Genomic DNA, 16,789 nt, shown 5'->3' with positions numbered 1-16,789 from the left:
CTTAGGCTCTCACAGGTTGAATTTCGTTAAGGTTAAACAGGAGTTCAAGTTGGCTGCCGTTTGCCAACAGTCGCTCAGAGGAACGGTTAAGTAAATCGACAGTTAATTCACATTCATCGACGTCCACTTGGTAGCGAATCACATTACCCAAGAGCTGGTGGTTACGAATTGTGCCCGTTTTCGGCGCAGAGATATGCTCGCCATACTGTCGGCCTTGCTCTTTCACGTAGATAGATTCAGGGCGAATCGCCACTTTCCACTCTGTTTCAATATTGAAAAGTTGCTTGGCTTTGTTCGCTTGCACCAGATTGTAGTGCCCCATGAACCCAGCAACAAACTCATTAGCAGGTTGAGTGTAGATCTCTTCGGGTGTGCCGGCTTGTACGATCTCACCTTTATTCATCAAGAAGATGCGGTCAGACATGATCATCGCTTCTTCTTGATCGTGAGTCACGAAGATCGTGGTCAGGTTCATCTCTTTTTGAATATCTCGAATCTGTTGGCGAAGGTGTTTACGGATCTTCGCATCCAACGCCGAAAGTGGCTCATCGAGCAATAGAATACGCGGCTTGACCACCAAGGCTCTTGCCAAGGCAACACGCTGACGCTGACCTCCCGAAAGCTGATGCGGGTAGAATTTCTCTTTACCCGTTAAGTCCACCAGTCCAATCACTTTCGCCACTTCACGTTTAATCTCGTCAGCAGCAAGCTTTTTCATCTTGAGGCCAAACGCAATATTGCCTTCAACCGTCATGTTCGGGAACAGCGCATAAGATTGAAACACCATGCCGATGCCACGTTGTTGCGGCACTTGGTGAGTAATCTCTTCACCGTTGACCCAGATCTCGCCACCATCAACAGGATTCAGGCCAGCCAAGCTGCGCAGTAGAGTCGATTTACCACAGCCACTTGGGCCAAGCAGAGTAATGAATTCGCCCTTCTCGATGGAAAATTCAATATCTTCAAACACCGTGTTGTCACCAAAGCTCTTGGTGAGGTTTTTTGCATTTACATAGCTCATTATTTTGTTCCCTGGCTGAAACGACTTGCCAACCAAGTCAGTAAGAAAATAAACAGGAAGTACGTCATCACAAGGGCTGACGTGAAGTGGCCGCTGGTTTGACGCATGTTGTATAGGTAGATTTGCAGTGTCTCGTAACGTGTACCCACCAAGATATTGGCAAACACGAACTCGCCCAATAGGAACGAGAACGACAAGAACAGTGATGCCATTAAGCCTTTCTTAAGGTTTGGCAGAATAATCAACAAGAATGCTTTAGTAGTACTCGCGCCGAGCAGGTGTGCCGCGTCCATCAAGTCTTGCAGGTTGATCGCTTCAAAGCTGTTGGCAATCGCGCGGTACATGAATGGCAGCGCGATGGTGAAATAAGTACCAATCAAGATCCACGGTGTGCCAATCAGTGATATTTCGCTATCGGCATACAACTGAAGCAAGCCAACCGACGACACCACAGGTGGCACAGCAAATGGCAATAAGATCAGGATATTCATCACCTTGTCGAGCTTCGGAAAATAGTAAAACACCACGAAAATCGCAGGCAGAACCAACACCACACTCAATGACAGCGCCGCCACACAGATAAATAGCGAACGACCAAAGGCTTGTAAGAAGCGAGGATCGGTCAGCAGGTTGATATACCAATCTAACGTGAAGCCATCCGGCAGGATCGTCGCGCCCCATCGAGAAGAGATCGAGTAGATAAAGGTCGCTAAGATCGGGATCACCATGACGCCGACAATCGAATAGACAACCGTTTTATGAAAGCGAGTATTTACGGTATTCATTACTTTCTCTTCCCTGCGTAGCTTTTGCTGATCAGCCATTGGTTAATCACGGTGATGAAGGCCAGCATCGCCATCAGAATCACAGAAATTGCGGCAGCTAGGTTGGGTTCTAGGAACAGGTCGCCCGATACCAAGCTCGCAATTCGAATCGTAATCACGTTGTAGTTGCCTGAGGTCAACGCATACACGCTCGCATACGCGCCAATCGCATTGGCAATCAAGATGATAAAGGTGCCAAACAAGGCAGGAGACAGCACTGGCAGCGCTATTTTGGTCCAGTATTGCCAAGTTTTCGCGCCAAGCAATGCAGAAGCGGCTTGCCAGTCGTCACTCAGAGCATCAAACGCTGGATAGAGCAACAACACCGCCAATGGGATCTGGAAGTAGATGTAAATCGCCAGCAAGCCCCACTTGCCGTAAAGGTCGAAATCACCCAGCAATCCATACTGCTTGAGCAACAAGGTAATCGCACCGTTGGTCCCAAGGATGATGATGAAAGCGAAAGACAACGGAACGCCAGAAAAATTACTGCTCATGTTGGTGAAAGCAATCACCGCATCGCGGATTTTAGAATCAACGCGGCGCAGTGAAGAAACGAGCAGAGTCGCAATCGCTAAGCCAACAATGCTCGACCAAATCGACAACCATAAACTGTTGCCAAAAGCCTGCATCATAAAGGCAGAATCGAACACTTCAGCGTAGTTTTCGAGAGAGAGTTCGTCGTCATAGAAGAAGCTGTTGATCAGCACCCAAACCATAGGTGCCAGTTGGAACAGATAGAAAAACAATGCGAAAGGCGCAAGCCACAAAGCGGGCTTGAAGCGTTGAAACAAAGATTTGGTTTTGGGTTTAAGCGCAGAGCCATCGCTCTGCGTGATTACAGAACTGCTCATAGGGCCAACAATTCCTGAGTGTAAGATTTATCGTGATCTAAGTTGAGTAGCTGACACACGCTGCCGCAGATGTCGGTCTGTTTCACTGCACAAGCTTGGTGTGTAAACTTATCGCCAATCACAAAGAAAGGCACTTCACGCTCTTCAGGCAGAATGCCACCATGAGACAGGTCATTGTTCATGCCATGGTCACTGGTGATGATCACTTGATAACCATCATCTACCCATTTCTCAAGGTAGTTCGATAGGTAGATATCCGCGCCACGAGCACTATTACGGTACTGGCGAGAATCCAGCCCGTGCTTATGTCCCATGTCGTCAATGTTCATTGGGTGAATCAATAAGAAATCAGGCTGATGAGTGACGCGCAGGTGCTCAGCATCCAAGAACAAGGCTTCATCTGGGTAGTGGTCCCAGTGGTAGAAACAACCGTGTTGGATGTTCATGGTTTCATCGTTGGTGAAACGGTCACGTACTGCATCAAATGGCGCTCGGTTATATAACTCGCTCACCCAATGATATGCCGCTGCAGCCGTCACTTTGTTCTGCGACTTCGCCAAGCTAAATACCGACTCGTGATTCGATAAACGCACGATTTGATTGTTGACGATGCCACTCTCGACAGGGCGAACCCCAGTTAAAATGCACTCATACAGTGGACGGGACATAGATGGCAGCTCACACTGCACAGGGTAAAGCGTGGTGCGCAGCTTGTTTTTTTGCGTGCTCATGCTTTGCAAGTTGCTCTGTTTATTGTGCAAATCGCCTTGGTTATTGTACGAATCGCCCTGTTTCTCATACATATCACTTTGCTCTAGAAGACCGTTCAGGTAACCCATGCAATCACGGGCTACCTGATAATTCAGTCCATCTAGAACAACAAGGATAACCTTATTGCTCATGGTCTATTCTCTGTTGCTTGTTTCTATAAGCCACCCGTTACAGGTGGTGTGTTAAGCGGGATTACTGCTGGTGAATCAATACGCTTTCTTGCCATTGGCGCGGCAGACGACGTGCTGATTTTTCCCATGCTGAGAAGTCAGTGACGGGATGAACGTTGCTGTATTGCTCGTTCGAGATCAGCTTGTCTTGTACTGATTGAGGTAGCGTAACGTTGCTACGGATTGGACGTGCGTAACCTTCTGCTAGGTTGATTTGGCCTTGGTCGCTGAAGATGTATTCACGAGCCAACTTCGCCGCGTTCGGGTTTTGTGCGTATTTGTTAATGATGGTGGTGTAACCAGAAATCACTGAGCCATCTTGTGGAATGCTGACGGTAAAGCGCTCACGGTCAATCTTGTCGCGGTAATTCAGTGCGTTGAAATCCCACATGATTGCCACTTCCACTTCGCCTTTTTCAAGGTTAGCGATGCTTGGATCTGTGTAAGATAGACGGCCTTGCTTCGCTAGTTCACCAAAGAATTTAATCGCTGGTTTTAGGTTCGACTCATCACCACCGTTAGCAAATGCAGCCGCTAGAATCGCGTTGTTTGCTTGTGCTGCTACGCCTACGTCACCAACAGTGACTTTGTAGTCGCCTTCTAGTAGGTCACTCCAAGATTTTGGGGCATCTTCAACAAGATTACTGTTTGAAATGAACGAGATAGTACCTGTGTAAGCCAGAGCCCAGTGACCATCTTTGTCTTTCGCCCAATCTGGAATGTCATCCCAAGTCGTTGGCTTGTATGGCTGCGTTACGTCTTTCTGCACAGCGACACGTGCAAAGGCGAAACCAACATCACCGATATCTGCAGTTGCGTTTCTTTTCTCTGCTTCAAATTTCGAGATCTCTTGAGCCGAGCTCATGTCTGTATCCTGATGCTTCAAACCGTAGTTTGCTTTCAGATCAGTCCATGTGCCTTTCCAGTTTGCCCAACTGTCTGGCATACCTACACTGTAAACCGCACCCTCTTTTTGAGCGGCTTCAATCAGTGACTCAAGATCAGCATCCTTCGCCATCGCTGGCATTGAAAGTGTTGCCGTTATTAGCGTTGCGCCGATTAATTTTGCAGGTGAACCGATTAATTTAGCTGGCGATACAGTAGAACGGCTAAGCAAAGTTTTCATTGTCTCTATCCTTCTGGACTAGGTCAGTAAGTTCGTTTTGTATGCTATAGCCGGAATGTGACGGTTTGCCGTAAGTTATTTGACAGTTCGAGTGCATTTACGTGGCAGTTATATTTCACTCATATGACAATAAGCCATTGTTTACTGTCACATTCCTGTTAACTCCATGGTTTACCTTATTAAGCACACGAACTTATGGACTAGATCAGTAATGAGAACATTGGGCACCGGGCAGTCAGGGACACAGTTAGGAAGAATTAAGGCGAGTATTCGAGAGCAGCTTCAATCAGGTATCTTCATTGAAGGGCAAAAACTGCCATCAGAAAGAAACCTTAGCGAACTGTTTTCCACCACACGAATCACGCTCAAAGATGCGTTGGTGTCTCTGGAAACCGAAGGTTTGATATACCGAGAAGAGCGCCGTGGCTGGTATGTGTCACCCGAACGTGTTCGCTATAACCCATTGTCACGTTCTCACTTTCATCAAATGATCCGCGAACAACACCGCATAGCAGAAACCAGACTGCTCAGCACCCGTACAGAGATGGCGACAGGCGATTACGCCAAAGCATTAGAGATAGAGCAGATAACGCCAATACACGTGATTGAGCGATTACGCTTTATTGATGGCAGAGCGGTGCTGTTTGTTGAAAACGTCTTAAAAGCGCCGTTGTTTGAGAAGGTGTTGTCAGAAAACCTCACCATGTCGCTGACAGGCATCTACCGAGAAAAATACGGCTACGAGACCAAACGATCGCGCTTTGATGTGATACCCACCTCTGCCCCTGCGCATGTCGCCAAGGCATTAAATTTGGCTGAGGGTCAACCGGTGCTGAAGATCTGCCGTGTGAACTACAAGCAAGATGGCGAGTTGATGGACTGCGAACTGGAATACTGGCGACCAGACTCAGTAGTGATCCACATTGATAGCATTGGCTAGTACCACATCCTCTTAATGCGGTAGCAACACAAATACAAAAACTCCGACTGATTCAGTCGGAGTTTTTTAACAATCAAACATTAAGGTGCGCGAATCATCTAGCTCATGAATCAAGCTTGAGGAACTTCCTTACCCTTGTTGAATCTGGGTTAGTGAAGAACTTCTCAGGGTTGGATTTCTCAATCAAGATGCCCTTCTCAAGGAATACCACCTGATCCGACACCTGACGCGCGAATTCCATCTCATGAGTCACCACCACCATGGTGTAACCCTCTTGCGATAGCTTCTTCATTACCAGTAACACCTCTTCGACCAATTCAGGGTCGAGCGCGGAGGTTGGCTCATCAAACAGCAATACATCCGGTTCCATCGCGAGAGCTCTGGCAATCGCGACACGTTGCTTTTGCCCACCCGATAACATGCTTGGGTAACTCTCTAGTTTGTGTGACATCCCAACCTTGTCGAGTTGCTTACGAGCCATCTCCTCGGCGTCTGATTTCGCTATCTTCTTAACATGAACCAGCGCTTCCATGACGTTTTGCAACACGGTGAGATGCGGCCATAAGTTGAAGCTTTGGAAAACCATTCCAAGACGCTCTCGAAGTTTCGCCAACTCTTTGTATTTGAGTGGCTTACCCGTTTCAGAGTTGATACCAATACGCTCATCACCCATAAAAATCGTGCCGCGCTCTGGCTGCTCTAACCAGTTCATGCAACGCAGTAGCGTCGATTTCCCCGAACCTGACGAGCCGAGAATACTCACCACATCGCCTTTGTTGATGTTGAGGTTGATGTCTCGCAGTACTTCGATGCCATCAAACTGTTTCGACAGGTTTTCAACCTTGATGATCGTCTCTCGTTCTTCCAATAGTGGTTCGCACTCAATCACTTCCAAATTCACGCCCAAAGAAGGGTTAATCGGTGCTTCCGTTTCAATAATCTCTGATTGTTTAAGCATGGCTAAGCCCTCTAAGTTCAACTTTGGTTTGGATTCGTTTGGTGATGGTTTCAAGTGCAATACTCACGGCCCAGTAGAGCGCGATAGCAATGATGAACGCATTCAATGGGATGAAGTACGTTGATTGAATGCTGTTGGCGGCCGCGGTAATTTCTGCGACGGTGATGATGCTAAGAAACGCAGTGTCTTTTAAGCAGATGATGAGTTGGTTCGTGATCAGTGGAACCGACTTAAACAACACATTTGGGGTAATAACTCGGGTAAATGTTTTGAATTTAGAGAAGCCATAAGCGTGCGCCGCTTCGATGTAACCTGGCTCTAATCCTTTACGAACACCTCGGAAAATCTCACAAAAATAGGTACCGTGATAGAGACTTAGCGCGATGATTCCCGCTGTAATCGCATCGAGTCGAATACCAACCTGCGGCAACCCGTAATAGAGCAGGTACGCTAAGATAAGAAACGGCAAGGTGCGCATCATGCCTATCAAACTATTGATGGTGTACTTCACACCAAGTTTTGAGTTTTCGAGGCAATACAACAAACCGATGCCAATGATGAAACTCAAGATTGAAGACGAAACAAAAAGATAAAATGTGGTCACAAACCCTGAAGCAAACAGCTCTTTTTGTTGCCAGATAATATTCCATTCTTCCATATTTACTCCTTAAACTTACCCGCTCAATAACGCATCACAAGCAGGTAAATGGTGTTTCTGACCAAGTAGCCATGACGGCTAAACTGTGGTTGTTGTTGTTAGCTGTGACTGAGGTAGATTACTGATAGCCACACTTACTACTGCAGATAAGTAGCTCGGTTTTCAGCCACCGCTTGCAACTTCACCAACACGCCAATAATCAACATGTAAATGGCACCGGCACATAGAATCGGCCCAAGTGGTTCATAGGTAACCGCAGAGATTCGATTGGTGACACGAGTTAGGTCGACGATGCCGATCACCGCAATCGCTGGGCTGCCTTTGATTAAGAACGACATCTCATTGACTAGCGCTGGTAGGCTCATGATCACCATTTGCGGGAACATGATGCGGCGAAAGTAAGTGATGCGTCTCATACCAATGGCTTCAGCCGCTTCCATTTGCCCTTTTGAAAAGTTAAGAAAGGCGTTGCGCCAAATCTCTGCATTGAATGCCGATGTATTGAGTGTGAGAGCTAAAATGGCAGAAACGTGTTTATCTAAATTGATGCCAAATGACGGAAAAGAAAGGAAAATAAACAGAGCCAGTGTCACCAAAGGCGTTGCTCGCGCCCAGCTGACATAGATACCCAACATTTGATCCACAAACGGGATTTTCATCATTCTAACTAATGCAATCATTAGGCCGATGACGACACCTAATACAATCGATACTGCCGATATCCATGCCGTTGCCCACGCGCCCTGTAGTAACTGTTCCCAAGCGTAATAATCCATAAACGACCTCTTTGATCAGCGACTTCTTTCGATAGATTGTGCGCCAAAGACTCATGGGTTAAACCGCTTTGAACCCATTGGCATGGACACAAACAGCCGCTAACTGTTTGTGTCGGCGCATGCTTATTCATCTATTGAACGGCTGTTAGCTTGTGATACTGCTCAACCGAAGTGATGGCTTCTGAAGGGAGTTGGTCGAACGATTCACCGAACCACTTCTTCTGCAACTCTGCCATTTTTCCTGTTTGCTCAAGGTGTAGGAAGAATTCCGTTAGGTAAGCCAAAAGCTCAGGATTATCTTTAGGAACTGGCCAGCTAACGAAACCTGGGCCAGAGACTGCTTCGCCTTTTTTGAATACCTTTGACTTCGACTTCACTACCTCGTTAACTGAAACCACACTGTTGATCACATAGTCTATTCGGCCGATTGCCAAGTCGGAATACGCTTCTGGGTAGGATTGATACTGCACCACTTTACCCAAAGATTTGCCTTGTGCTTCGAGCATCACTTCGAGCTCTGGAAGCCTTTCTAGCAAAGCACTGCCCGCTTGTAAGCCCACTGTTTTTCCATCTAAATCGGCTACCGTATTAATATCTTCCGCGTCAGCTCTGGTTAAGAAGTAATGCTGCGCTGAAGCGATAGGTGGAGTGAAATCAAAGGCCTTCAAGCGAGCATCGGTAATGATCGCGCCAGTTAACGCCACATCATATTGACCCGCAGATACCGAAGCGAGTAGTCCTGTCCAAGGTAAGATCTCTTGTTCGATATCGAACTTCGAATATTCACGTAACTCATCAAGCAAATCTTTGTTAATCCCCGCAGGCTTACCGCGGTCGATATAGTTGAATGGAGAGTAGTTGTCTTCTGTCGCCACTTTCATGAAGCCTTGCTTTTCGATGGCTGCAAGCTCCGATGCTTGTGCGACTCCAAAACAACCCAGTACAACTGTCGCTGCCGCTGTTGAAACCCATGCCTTCATCGTCATTCCCTGTTTCATACGCTTTCCTTATCGAGATTATTTGCCTGCCTTTACTTTATGAACGGAATGCATCGGAGACGTAGAGCCAATTTAATTTTCAGGTTGGGACAGAACGATTTTCTAGTTTGGGACAACGTAATTTTCGGGGTTGAGAGAGAGCAAAACACACTCTTAAAACATCAATATGAACTCTGGCGCATTTCTTGCTCTTTTATACAAATTGGACTGAGGTTCACTGAGAATAAGGACTGTATCTCATGGCGATAAATCACAATTGTTTCATCGAGTTTGATTCCAAAAGAAGCCTGCAAGAACAAGTACGTAGCTATTTGGTGACGGCGATATTGAATGGTATTTTTCCGGCTGAACAAGCGCTTCCGTCTTGTCGTAAGCTGTCTAGCCAATTGGGTGTTTCACGCAATACTGTCTCCTTGGTGTACGACAGTTTGCTCGACGATGGCTACCTCATCAGTAAGCCTCGCAGTGGTTATTACCTTTCAGAAAAGTATGAAAACCCGAGTGATACTATCGACGCGAGTTTGGATCATTTTGAATCAGCCGACAGCGACAATGCACCGGATTGGAGCAAACGCGTTAAGCTGCAATTGGGCCAATACCCACGCATCGTCAAACCCTCGCATTGGAGTTGTTACCAATACCCATTTATTTTTGGCCAACCCTCTATCAATGACTTCCCATTAGCTCAATGGCGAGAAGCGACAAGAAAGGTCACCTCAGACCCACATGATCACCGCTGGCTTTGCGACAAGGTCGATAAAGACGTCGACATGCTGGTCGAACAGATACGCACAAGGGTGCTCCCACAGCGCGGTATTCATGCCCAAAGTGATGAGATCCTCATAACCTTAGGTTCGCAGAATGCGCTGTATTTGATTTCGACTTTGCTCATGAACCATCAGAGTCGAGTCGGAGTCGAGAACCCCGGCTACAAAGAAGCGAATCACATCTTCAATCTCTCTGGCGCGCAGTTACACCCGCATCAAGTGGATGAACAAGGATTGAGATTCAATGAGCACTCTTCACTGTGTGATCACTTCTATGTCACGCCTAGCCATCAAGCTCCAACCGGCGTCACCATGAGTGACGAGCGTCGAACTCAGTTACTGGAAATGGCCAAAACCAATGATGCGGTAATTATCGAAGATGACTATGACGCCGAGTGTAACGTGGAGTGGAACCCTAAACCCGCGCTAAAAGCCAGTGACAAAGAAGGACGTGTCATCTACGTCAGCAGCTTCTCTAAGCTATTAGCACCCGGCTTGAGATTAGGCTACATCGTGGCACCTGAAGAGTTGATCTACGATCTTAGAATACTGCGTCGCTTGATGTATCGACACGCACCAAGCCGCGTTCAGATGGAAGTGGCGCACTTTATTGAACAAGGCTACTACGACAGCTTTGTGAGGCGCTTTAGGGAAAACACACGCCAGCGCTGGAAGCTGATCAACGATGCGGTCTTGAAGTACCTACCTGACTGCAAGCGACTGGCTCAAAGCGAGCAGGCCAACTCTCTGTGGCTACAAACGCCCAGCCACATCAATAGCCAGCGTTTAGCTTCACGAGCCGCCCAAAAGGGCATATTGATTGAGACAGGCTATTCACACTTTATGACGAATACCGAAACGGAATCGGGCTGTGAAGCATTGTCAGAATATGACCCCAATTCCTATTTTCGATTGGGCTTTCACGCCATCGACAAAGATCTGATCGCACCCGGTATCAAAGAGCTGTCAGAGGTGATGAAGATCTAACATCACTTAAGAGCAGTTTGACCAGACTGATTTAGTGAAAGAACGTAAAAAGAGCATCAATCGATGCTCTTTTGTCGTTTCTGAAGGTTAGGTTTGGCACGTTGAAAAGAACGGGGAATTCTTTGTCAAAGTGCCTTGGTTGCTGTGCTGGCTATCTTATTGGAGACTTAAGAAGCGAGTTCAAACAACACTTCATCAATGATCTTAACGCCTTTCTTTATATCGCTTGGCTGAATAACCAAAGGTGGCGCAACGTGAATGCGGTTATTCACAATGAAGGTCAACAGGCCTCGCTTGGTCAATTGCGCTTTCAATTGCCCCATTTTTTCATTGCTTAAAGGTGTTTTACTTTCACGATCTTCCACCAGCTCAACCGCCCAGAACATCCCTTTACCGCGCACATCACCAATCATAGGGTGCAACTCTTGAAGGCTCAGTAGGAGCGGCCCTAGAACGCTGTTACCGACGTTATCAGCATGTGTGACAATGCCCTCTTGCTCCATCACATCGAGCGTTGCAACGATAGAAGCCATCGCCAAAGGGTGACCAGAGTACGTTAAGCCGCCCATAAAGAAGTTTGACTTAAAGTGCTCAACGATCGGTTCGCTGACCACCACGCCACCAGCCGGCACATAACCCGAGTTCACCCCTTTCGCGAAAGTAATCAGATCCGGCACTACATTAAAGTGCTCAAACGCAAACCACTTACCCGTGCGGCCAAAGCCGACCATGACTTCATCGAATATCAACTGAATGCCATGTTTGGTTGCCAGCTCACGCACGCCGATAAGGTAATCTTTGGGCGGAATGAGAAAACCAGCCGTTCCCGGAATCGTCTCTAGGATAATCGCCGCAATCGCCGTTGGTCCTTCGCATTCAATCACTCGCTCTAAATGCTGCAGGGCACGCTCACTCTCTTCTGCCTCAGTCGCCGCGTTGAATTCGCTTCGATAGAGAAATGGATTGAAGAAGTGAACGTGCCCACGGCTATACTCGTTTGGAATTCGACGAAAATCCCCCGTCGCAGCAATAGCAGTACCTGTATTGCCATGGTAAGAACGGTAAGCAGATAGCACCTTGTCGCGCCCTGTGAATTGTCGCGCCATGCGAATCGCATTTTCGTTGGCATCTGCCCCTGCATTGGTAAAGAACACCTTCTTAAACGAGCTTGGCGCTTTCGACAAGATACGCTTAGCCGCCAAACCACGAGTGAGGTTGGCGGTCGCAGGGGCAACGGTCACTAATGAATCAGCCTGATCTTTAATCGCTTTGATCACTTGTGGATGCTGATGACCAATGTTGGTGTTAACCAGTTGGCTACTAAAATCAAGGTATTCTTTACCTTCGTAGTCCCACATTTTGCATCCTTGCCCACCCGCAATGGCGATAGGCTCCGCTGCTTCTTGAATCGACCAAGAATGAAATACGCTCTTGTCGAGGTCGATAATATCTTGGTTCACAAGCTGTTCTGTTGATACTTCCATTTCATCGTCTCCATTAACAACACTAGATTCACAGCCGCTCGTGCTTGGCTCGTCTTCGAGAATGAAAGACACAAAACACGACATTGAAAAGGCTGCGCTATCGGATGGAATAATCTTCATCCCAAACAGGGCGGAGGTCATAGTGTCAGTTTCAACAAAACATTGGGCCAGTACATCAGCCCAAGTCTCATCCCCGATCCAACAAACAGCCTGACCCAATCCAATCGTCGATCTGGCTCTATTCAAAACTCTTAGGTGTGAATAGATTGAAAGGCAGACGAGACAGGTCTCATCGAACGCTAATTAACGCAGCAGCAATATCAAAAGCAAAGAGGTGAGCAAGAGTGGAATTAGGATTAGCGATGACATTGATTCTGTTTGCAGGAGTAGTTCGAGGCTATTCAGGATTTGGGTTTGCGATTATCGTAGCGCTTTCCCTCAGCTTTATTGTTCCACCATTGCAAGCGGTAACCATCGCTATCTTGTTGGACTTTTTAAGTGCCTTTCCTCTGCTCAAGCGAAGTAAAACCACCATCAATATCCGGCTTATTGCGCCGCTGTGTATTGGCATGTTGGTTGCGGTGCCTTTCTCGCTGTATTTCATTAGCACGATATCGGAATCAGGCTTGAAGGCCTTTATCGCGATGATGTCTTTGGTCGCTGGCACGCTGATTATTTTGGACTTACGCCTCACTTGGTTGCACCAACGACACGCGTTTTGGGCGGGAGCCATTTCGGGGTTTAGCATGACCACCGCTTCTTCAGGAGGTCCGCCATTAGTGACGTATTTGATGAACCTGACCATTAAAACCAGTGAACAGAGAGCCACCGCGATTGTGTTTTTTCTGCTGAGTTCAGCGATTTCACTGATCGGCTTCATATGGATTGGCGCATTTAACCAAGAATCGTTCATCACAGGTTTATGGCTATTACCGGCAGCTTTGATTGGCAATGTACTGGGGCAAAAACTGTATCTATCAGTACCGAACTTGTCTGCAAAAACAACGACCGCGCCGATTTTGATCGGCATGGCACTACTTATGTTAATTTCAAATTAGAAGGATGTATTTATGGATAAGATAGCGTTCATTACAGGGGCAACCTCTGGTTTCGGCAAAGCGGCAGCAAAACGTTTCGCAGAAGATAACTGGTCGTTAGTGCTGTCTGGTCGTCGAATCGAAAGGCTACTCGACCTAAAGGAAGAATTAACGGTGCCTGTGCATGTAATTCAACTCGACGTTCGAGACGCAGACGCCGTAAAACAAGCCATTGATTCATTACCCGCTGAATTTTCATCGATTACCGCATTGGTCAATAATGCTGGGTTAGCTTTGGCACCAGAAGGCGCGCCTGATGTGGACTTGAAAGACTGGCACACTATGATCGATACCAATGTCACAGGCTTGGTTAATGTTACTCATGCGCTGTTGCCTACGTTAATTAAAAAAGGCGCAGGAAGCTCAATCATCAATGTTGGGTCAATCGCCGGACAGTGGCCTTACCCAGGAAGCCATGTGTATGGTGCCAGCAAAGCGTTCGTAAAGCAGTTCAGTTACAACCTACGTTGTGACTTACAAGGCACAGGGGTACGAGTGACTGACCTCTCCCCTGGTATTGCAGAAACGGAATTTACTCTTGTAAGAACTAAAGGTAACCAGACGGCTTCAGACAACCTTTACCAAGGCACTACACCGTTGTCAGCAGAGGATATTGCCGAGCAGATGTTTTATATCGCAACCTTGCCAGATCACATCAACATTAACCGAGTCGAAGTGATGCCGACACGTCAAGCATGGTCTGCGTTCGCAATCGATAGAGATTAAGTTCAAACCGACACATACAAAAAAGGTGGTCTTTTCAGGCCACCTTTATCATTTCTTTCATACGATACTTCAAATATAACCAACGGCATAAAAGACTATGTCTAATTCGCCTCATTACTCTTTTAATGAAAGTAAGATTAGAGATACTCAACTAAACAATTTGCTGCTCATGTTCTTTGTTTGATTCCGTCTCTTTCGACAAGAAACTCGCTACGATCTCTCTCAGTTTGCCTTGGTTAACCGGTTTAGGTAAAAACTCATCCATGCCTACATCGAAGCACAAATGCTTGTCTCGCTGCACGACGTTGGCCGTCAGCGCAATGATTGGAATATGCTTTGCAGCCCCTTCTTCGAGCGCTCGGATCTGCTTGGTCGCTTCGAAGCCATCGAGAACCGGCATCTGACAATCCATAAAAATCATCTCGTATTCGTTGGCTTTGAATTTCTCGACACCAATTTCACCGTTGTCGGCAATATCAACCTCAAAGCCAAGCTTCTTGAGCATCATCTTGGCGACTTGTTGGTTTACTCGCGAGTCTTCAACAACTAAAACTGTACCACTAAATTCTCCGGCAACTGCGACAGGTTTTGACTCTGCTTGAATTGGAGCTTGTTTATCGGCTGGTGTGGCGTTTACAGAGACAATGGGAGCATCTTTAACAACCGCTGCAGGTTTACTTAACGGCACAGGTTCATTGTCTTTAAACGCAACCTCTCCTCTGTTCGGATAGGTAAAGACTGAAGTATCAGCCGCTCTCGCGAGTACCTCACTGATGGTCCATTTAAGCTGATTATCTTGGTAAGGACGCGCAATGTAGGCAACAAAACCGACTTGTTTAGCACGAGCTTCATCTTGCTTTCTAGGGTCAGCAGAGATCATCACTAACTTGGGACACTCGCTACCAAAGCGTTCAACTAAGCTTCTCGCCAGTTGAAAGCCATCAACGGACGGCATTACTTTGTCTATCAGAACGAGATCATAAGGTGATGACTTAGCCACAGACTCTGAAACCAACTCTAACGCTTGGTTTGCCGTTTCACAGCACTCAGACTTAACGCCAAAGGATTGAAGCTGTGTAGACGTTATACGCATGTTCAGCTGGCTATCATCCACAAGCAGAACCGAAACCTTATTGAAATCGATATTGCTTTCATCGGCTTCTAAACACGGGTCAAAGTCAGCCGTAAAATAGAAGGTACTGCCTTTACCTTCAACACTGGTGAGTTCAAGCTTGCTGCCCATCAATGTCACTATCTTCTCGCATATTGTTAGACCAAGCCCTGTGCCTCCATAAATACGTGTGGTACTGCCGTCGGCTTGTTGAAACTTATCGAACACCGATTTCTGTTTGTCTTCTGCAATACCGATACCGCTATCGACAACCTCGAACCTCACTCTGAGTTTTTGCTCAGGCTCAACCACCTCTTCCAAACGAAGCGAGAGCGTGACGTGGCCATGCTCGGTAAATTTAATCGCGTTGCCTACTAAGTTATTTAGGACTTGTCTTAGTTGAGTACCGTCGCCAATCACCATGGTTGGGATCTTAGGGTCGATCGCTAATTGGAATCGAAGCCCTTTCTGTTCGGCTTTCACTCGAAAGGTTGATTCAACGTCGGCCGCAATGCCCATCATTTTCATCGGCTCTTGCTGAAGCTCTAGTCGCCCCGCTTCGATCTTCGAGTAATCGAGAATGTCGTTGATTAAGTCGAGCAACGTAAGCGAAGAGGTGTTGAGCATGTTGATGTACTCTTTTTGCTCTTTCGGCATATCCATTTCAGAGAGCAAAGACGACAACCCGATAATCCCATTCATTGGTGTACGGATTTCGTGACTCATATTGGCAAGGAATTCACTTTTATTGCGGTTGGCCACCTCAGCAACATCTTTAGCTTTTTCCAGCTCTTGATATTGTTGACGAATACGTTCTACCGATCGGTTATAGCTACTCTCTAGAGTCGATATCTCATCTTTGCAAGTAGAGTGAGTTGGCGTTATAAAGCGCGGTTTGTTGTCTTCGACCTGTTGTTGGTTGATTTGGGAAGACATAGTCATCAAACGTTTTACGACAAGACGATAGACGATGGTTAAACATACGAGAGACAACAAGAAGATTTTAACGGCTTCGAAGGCGAGCAACAATAACACTCGTTCTTCAAAGTCATCTAGGATCATGCTCAAGTCTGATTGCACCGTGAGCGTCGCCAACGGGAAGTCTGTGCCGCCCATCTGGTGCACCATTTCCCAAGACTGAGAATAAGATTGGCCTTCGGTCTTTTGACCTAACTCTAGAATTTTTTCATCAGGACTTTCGATAAGAAGGTAACTGACCGAAGGGAGGCGAGAGATGCCTTCGGCTTGCACAAACAATTGCTCTCGATCTTCAACCCACAAACTTGCCGTTAAACCAGAAAGGTAGCCAGCCTTGACCTGCTCGATCTGAGAGCTGATAAAAGAAACTCGACTTTGGTACTCTACATACAACCCGAGACCTGTCACTATAACTGTGAATAAGGTACTGATCGCTATTATCATCCCGATCAACTGTCGGGAGAGTCCAACGTAGCGTTTTCCTTTTGTCACCATACACAAATTACCATTATTGTTATCCTAGCAAACTACAATTACTCAACT

Annotated in this window: 15 protein-coding genes; 4 read left to right on the top strand and 11 right to left on the bottom strand. The window is 46.8% G+C overall.

Features of this window, described 5'->3' with window-relative positions:
• Position 1: 1 nt before the first annotated feature.
• The 5 genes from AB6E52_RS02560 to AB6E52_RS02540 form a co-directional block, all read right to left on the bottom strand.
• Entirely contained in the window at positions 2–1,021 is a 1,020-nt protein-coding gene (locus tag AB6E52_RS02560; protein ID WP_017078395.1) for an ABC transporter ATP-binding protein, read from the bottom strand.
• Positions 1,021–1,806 (bottom strand): ABC transporter permease, encoded by a 786-nt coding sequence (locus AB6E52_RS02555; protein WP_102320938.1) that lies wholly within the window; start codon positions 1,804–1,806, stop codon positions 1,021–1,023. Before AB6E52_RS02555 ends, AB6E52_RS02560 begins: the two co-directional genes overlap by 1 nt.
• On the bottom strand, positions 1,806–2,699 hold the full coding sequence (locus tag AB6E52_RS02550) for an ABC transporter permease subunit (protein WP_017067196.1): 894 nt from the start codon (positions 2,697–2,699) through the stop codon (positions 1,806–1,808). Before AB6E52_RS02550 ends, AB6E52_RS02555 begins: the two co-directional genes overlap by 1 nt.
• Complete coding sequence (locus AB6E52_RS02545; protein WP_102320937.1) at positions 2,696–3,601, bottom strand: alkaline phosphatase family protein; 906 nt, start codon at positions 3,599–3,601, stop codon at positions 2,696–2,698. Before AB6E52_RS02545 ends, AB6E52_RS02550 begins: the two co-directional genes overlap by 4 nt.
• Positions 3,602–3,662: 61 nt before the next feature.
• A complete protein-coding gene (locus AB6E52_RS02540; protein ID WP_102320936.1) occupies positions 3,663–4,766 on the bottom strand; it encodes an ABC transporter substrate-binding protein in 1,104 nt (367 codons plus the stop codon).
• A 211-nt stretch (positions 4,767–4,977) separates the two neighbouring features.
• Between AB6E52_RS02540 and AB6E52_RS02535 the strand changes: the two genes are divergently transcribed.
• The gene (locus AB6E52_RS02535) at positions 4,978–5,706 is read left to right on the top strand and encodes a UTRA domain-containing protein (RefSeq protein ID WP_102320935.1); all 729 of its coding nucleotides are present in this window, start codon (positions 4,978–4,980) and stop codon (positions 5,704–5,706) included.
• 103 nt (positions 5,707–5,809) lie between these two features.
• On the opposite strand, the gene AB6E52_RS02530 is transcribed toward AB6E52_RS02535, so the two are convergent.
• From AB6E52_RS02530 to AB6E52_RS02515, 4 genes are all read right to left on the bottom strand, one after another.
• Positions 5,810–6,664, bottom strand: a complete 855-nt coding sequence (locus AB6E52_RS02530; RefSeq protein WP_017065130.1) for an amino acid ABC transporter ATP-binding protein — start codon at positions 6,662–6,664, stop codon at positions 5,810–5,812.
• A complete protein-coding gene (locus tag AB6E52_RS02525) occupies positions 6,657–7,322 on the bottom strand; it encodes an amino acid ABC transporter permease (protein ID WP_017061228.1) in 666 nt (221 codons plus the stop codon). The genes AB6E52_RS02530 and AB6E52_RS02525 overlap by 8 nt, the downstream gene beginning before the upstream one ends.
• A 137-nt stretch (positions 7,323–7,459) precedes the next feature.
• Entirely contained in the window at positions 7,460–8,098 is a 639-nt protein-coding gene (locus AB6E52_RS02520) for an amino acid ABC transporter permease (RefSeq protein WP_017061227.1), read from the bottom strand.
• A gap of 131 nt (positions 8,099–8,229) precedes the next feature.
• A complete protein-coding gene (locus AB6E52_RS02515) occupies positions 8,230–9,096 on the bottom strand; it encodes a transporter substrate-binding domain-containing protein (protein WP_065584482.1) in 867 nt (288 codons plus the stop codon).
• Positions 9,097–9,335: 239 nt separating this feature from the next.
• Here AB6E52_RS02515 and AB6E52_RS02510 point away from each other — a divergent pair, with 239 nt between their 5' ends.
• Positions 9,336–10,850, top strand: coding sequence for a PLP-dependent aminotransferase family protein (locus AB6E52_RS02510; RefSeq protein WP_017065134.1), 1,515 nt, complete (start codon positions 9,336–9,338; stop codon positions 10,848–10,850).
• 167 nt (positions 10,851–11,017) lie between these two features.
• On the opposite strand, the gene AB6E52_RS02505 is transcribed toward AB6E52_RS02510, so the two are convergent.
• Positions 11,018–12,334 (bottom strand): aspartate aminotransferase family protein, encoded by a 1,317-nt coding sequence (locus AB6E52_RS02505; protein ID WP_017066353.1) that lies wholly within the window; start codon positions 12,332–12,334, stop codon positions 11,018–11,020.
• A gap of 362 nt (positions 12,335–12,696) precedes the next feature.
• Between AB6E52_RS02505 and AB6E52_RS02500 the strand changes: the two genes are divergently transcribed.
• Together AB6E52_RS02500 and AB6E52_RS02495 are read left to right on the top strand one after the other, a co-directional pair.
• Positions 12,697–13,392 (top strand): sulfite exporter TauE/SafE family protein, encoded by a 696-nt coding sequence (locus tag AB6E52_RS02500; protein ID WP_017061223.1) that lies wholly within the window; start codon positions 12,697–12,699, stop codon positions 13,390–13,392.
• 12 nt (positions 13,393–13,404) lie between these two features.
• Positions 13,405–14,157 (top strand): SDR family NAD(P)-dependent oxidoreductase, encoded by a 753-nt coding sequence (locus tag AB6E52_RS02495; RefSeq protein WP_017061222.1) that lies wholly within the window; start codon positions 13,405–13,407, stop codon positions 14,155–14,157.
• Positions 14,158–14,308: 151 nt separating this feature from the next.
• On the opposite strand, the gene AB6E52_RS02490 is transcribed toward AB6E52_RS02495, so the two are convergent.
• Positions 14,309–16,741, bottom strand: coding sequence for a response regulator (locus tag AB6E52_RS02490; protein WP_102320934.1), 2,433 nt, complete (start codon positions 16,739–16,741; stop codon positions 14,309–14,311).
• Between the last annotated feature and the right edge of the window lie 48 nt (positions 16,742–16,789).

It is taken from the genome of Vibrio sp. 10N.247.311.13, assembly GCF_041467595.1.
Classification (GTDB): Bacteria; Pseudomonadota; Gammaproteobacteria; order Enterobacterales; family Vibrionaceae; genus Vibrio; species Vibrio crassostreae_C.
The sequence above is the reverse complement of the archived record's forward strand: the minus strand, read 5'-3'. Positions and strand labels throughout refer to the sequence as shown.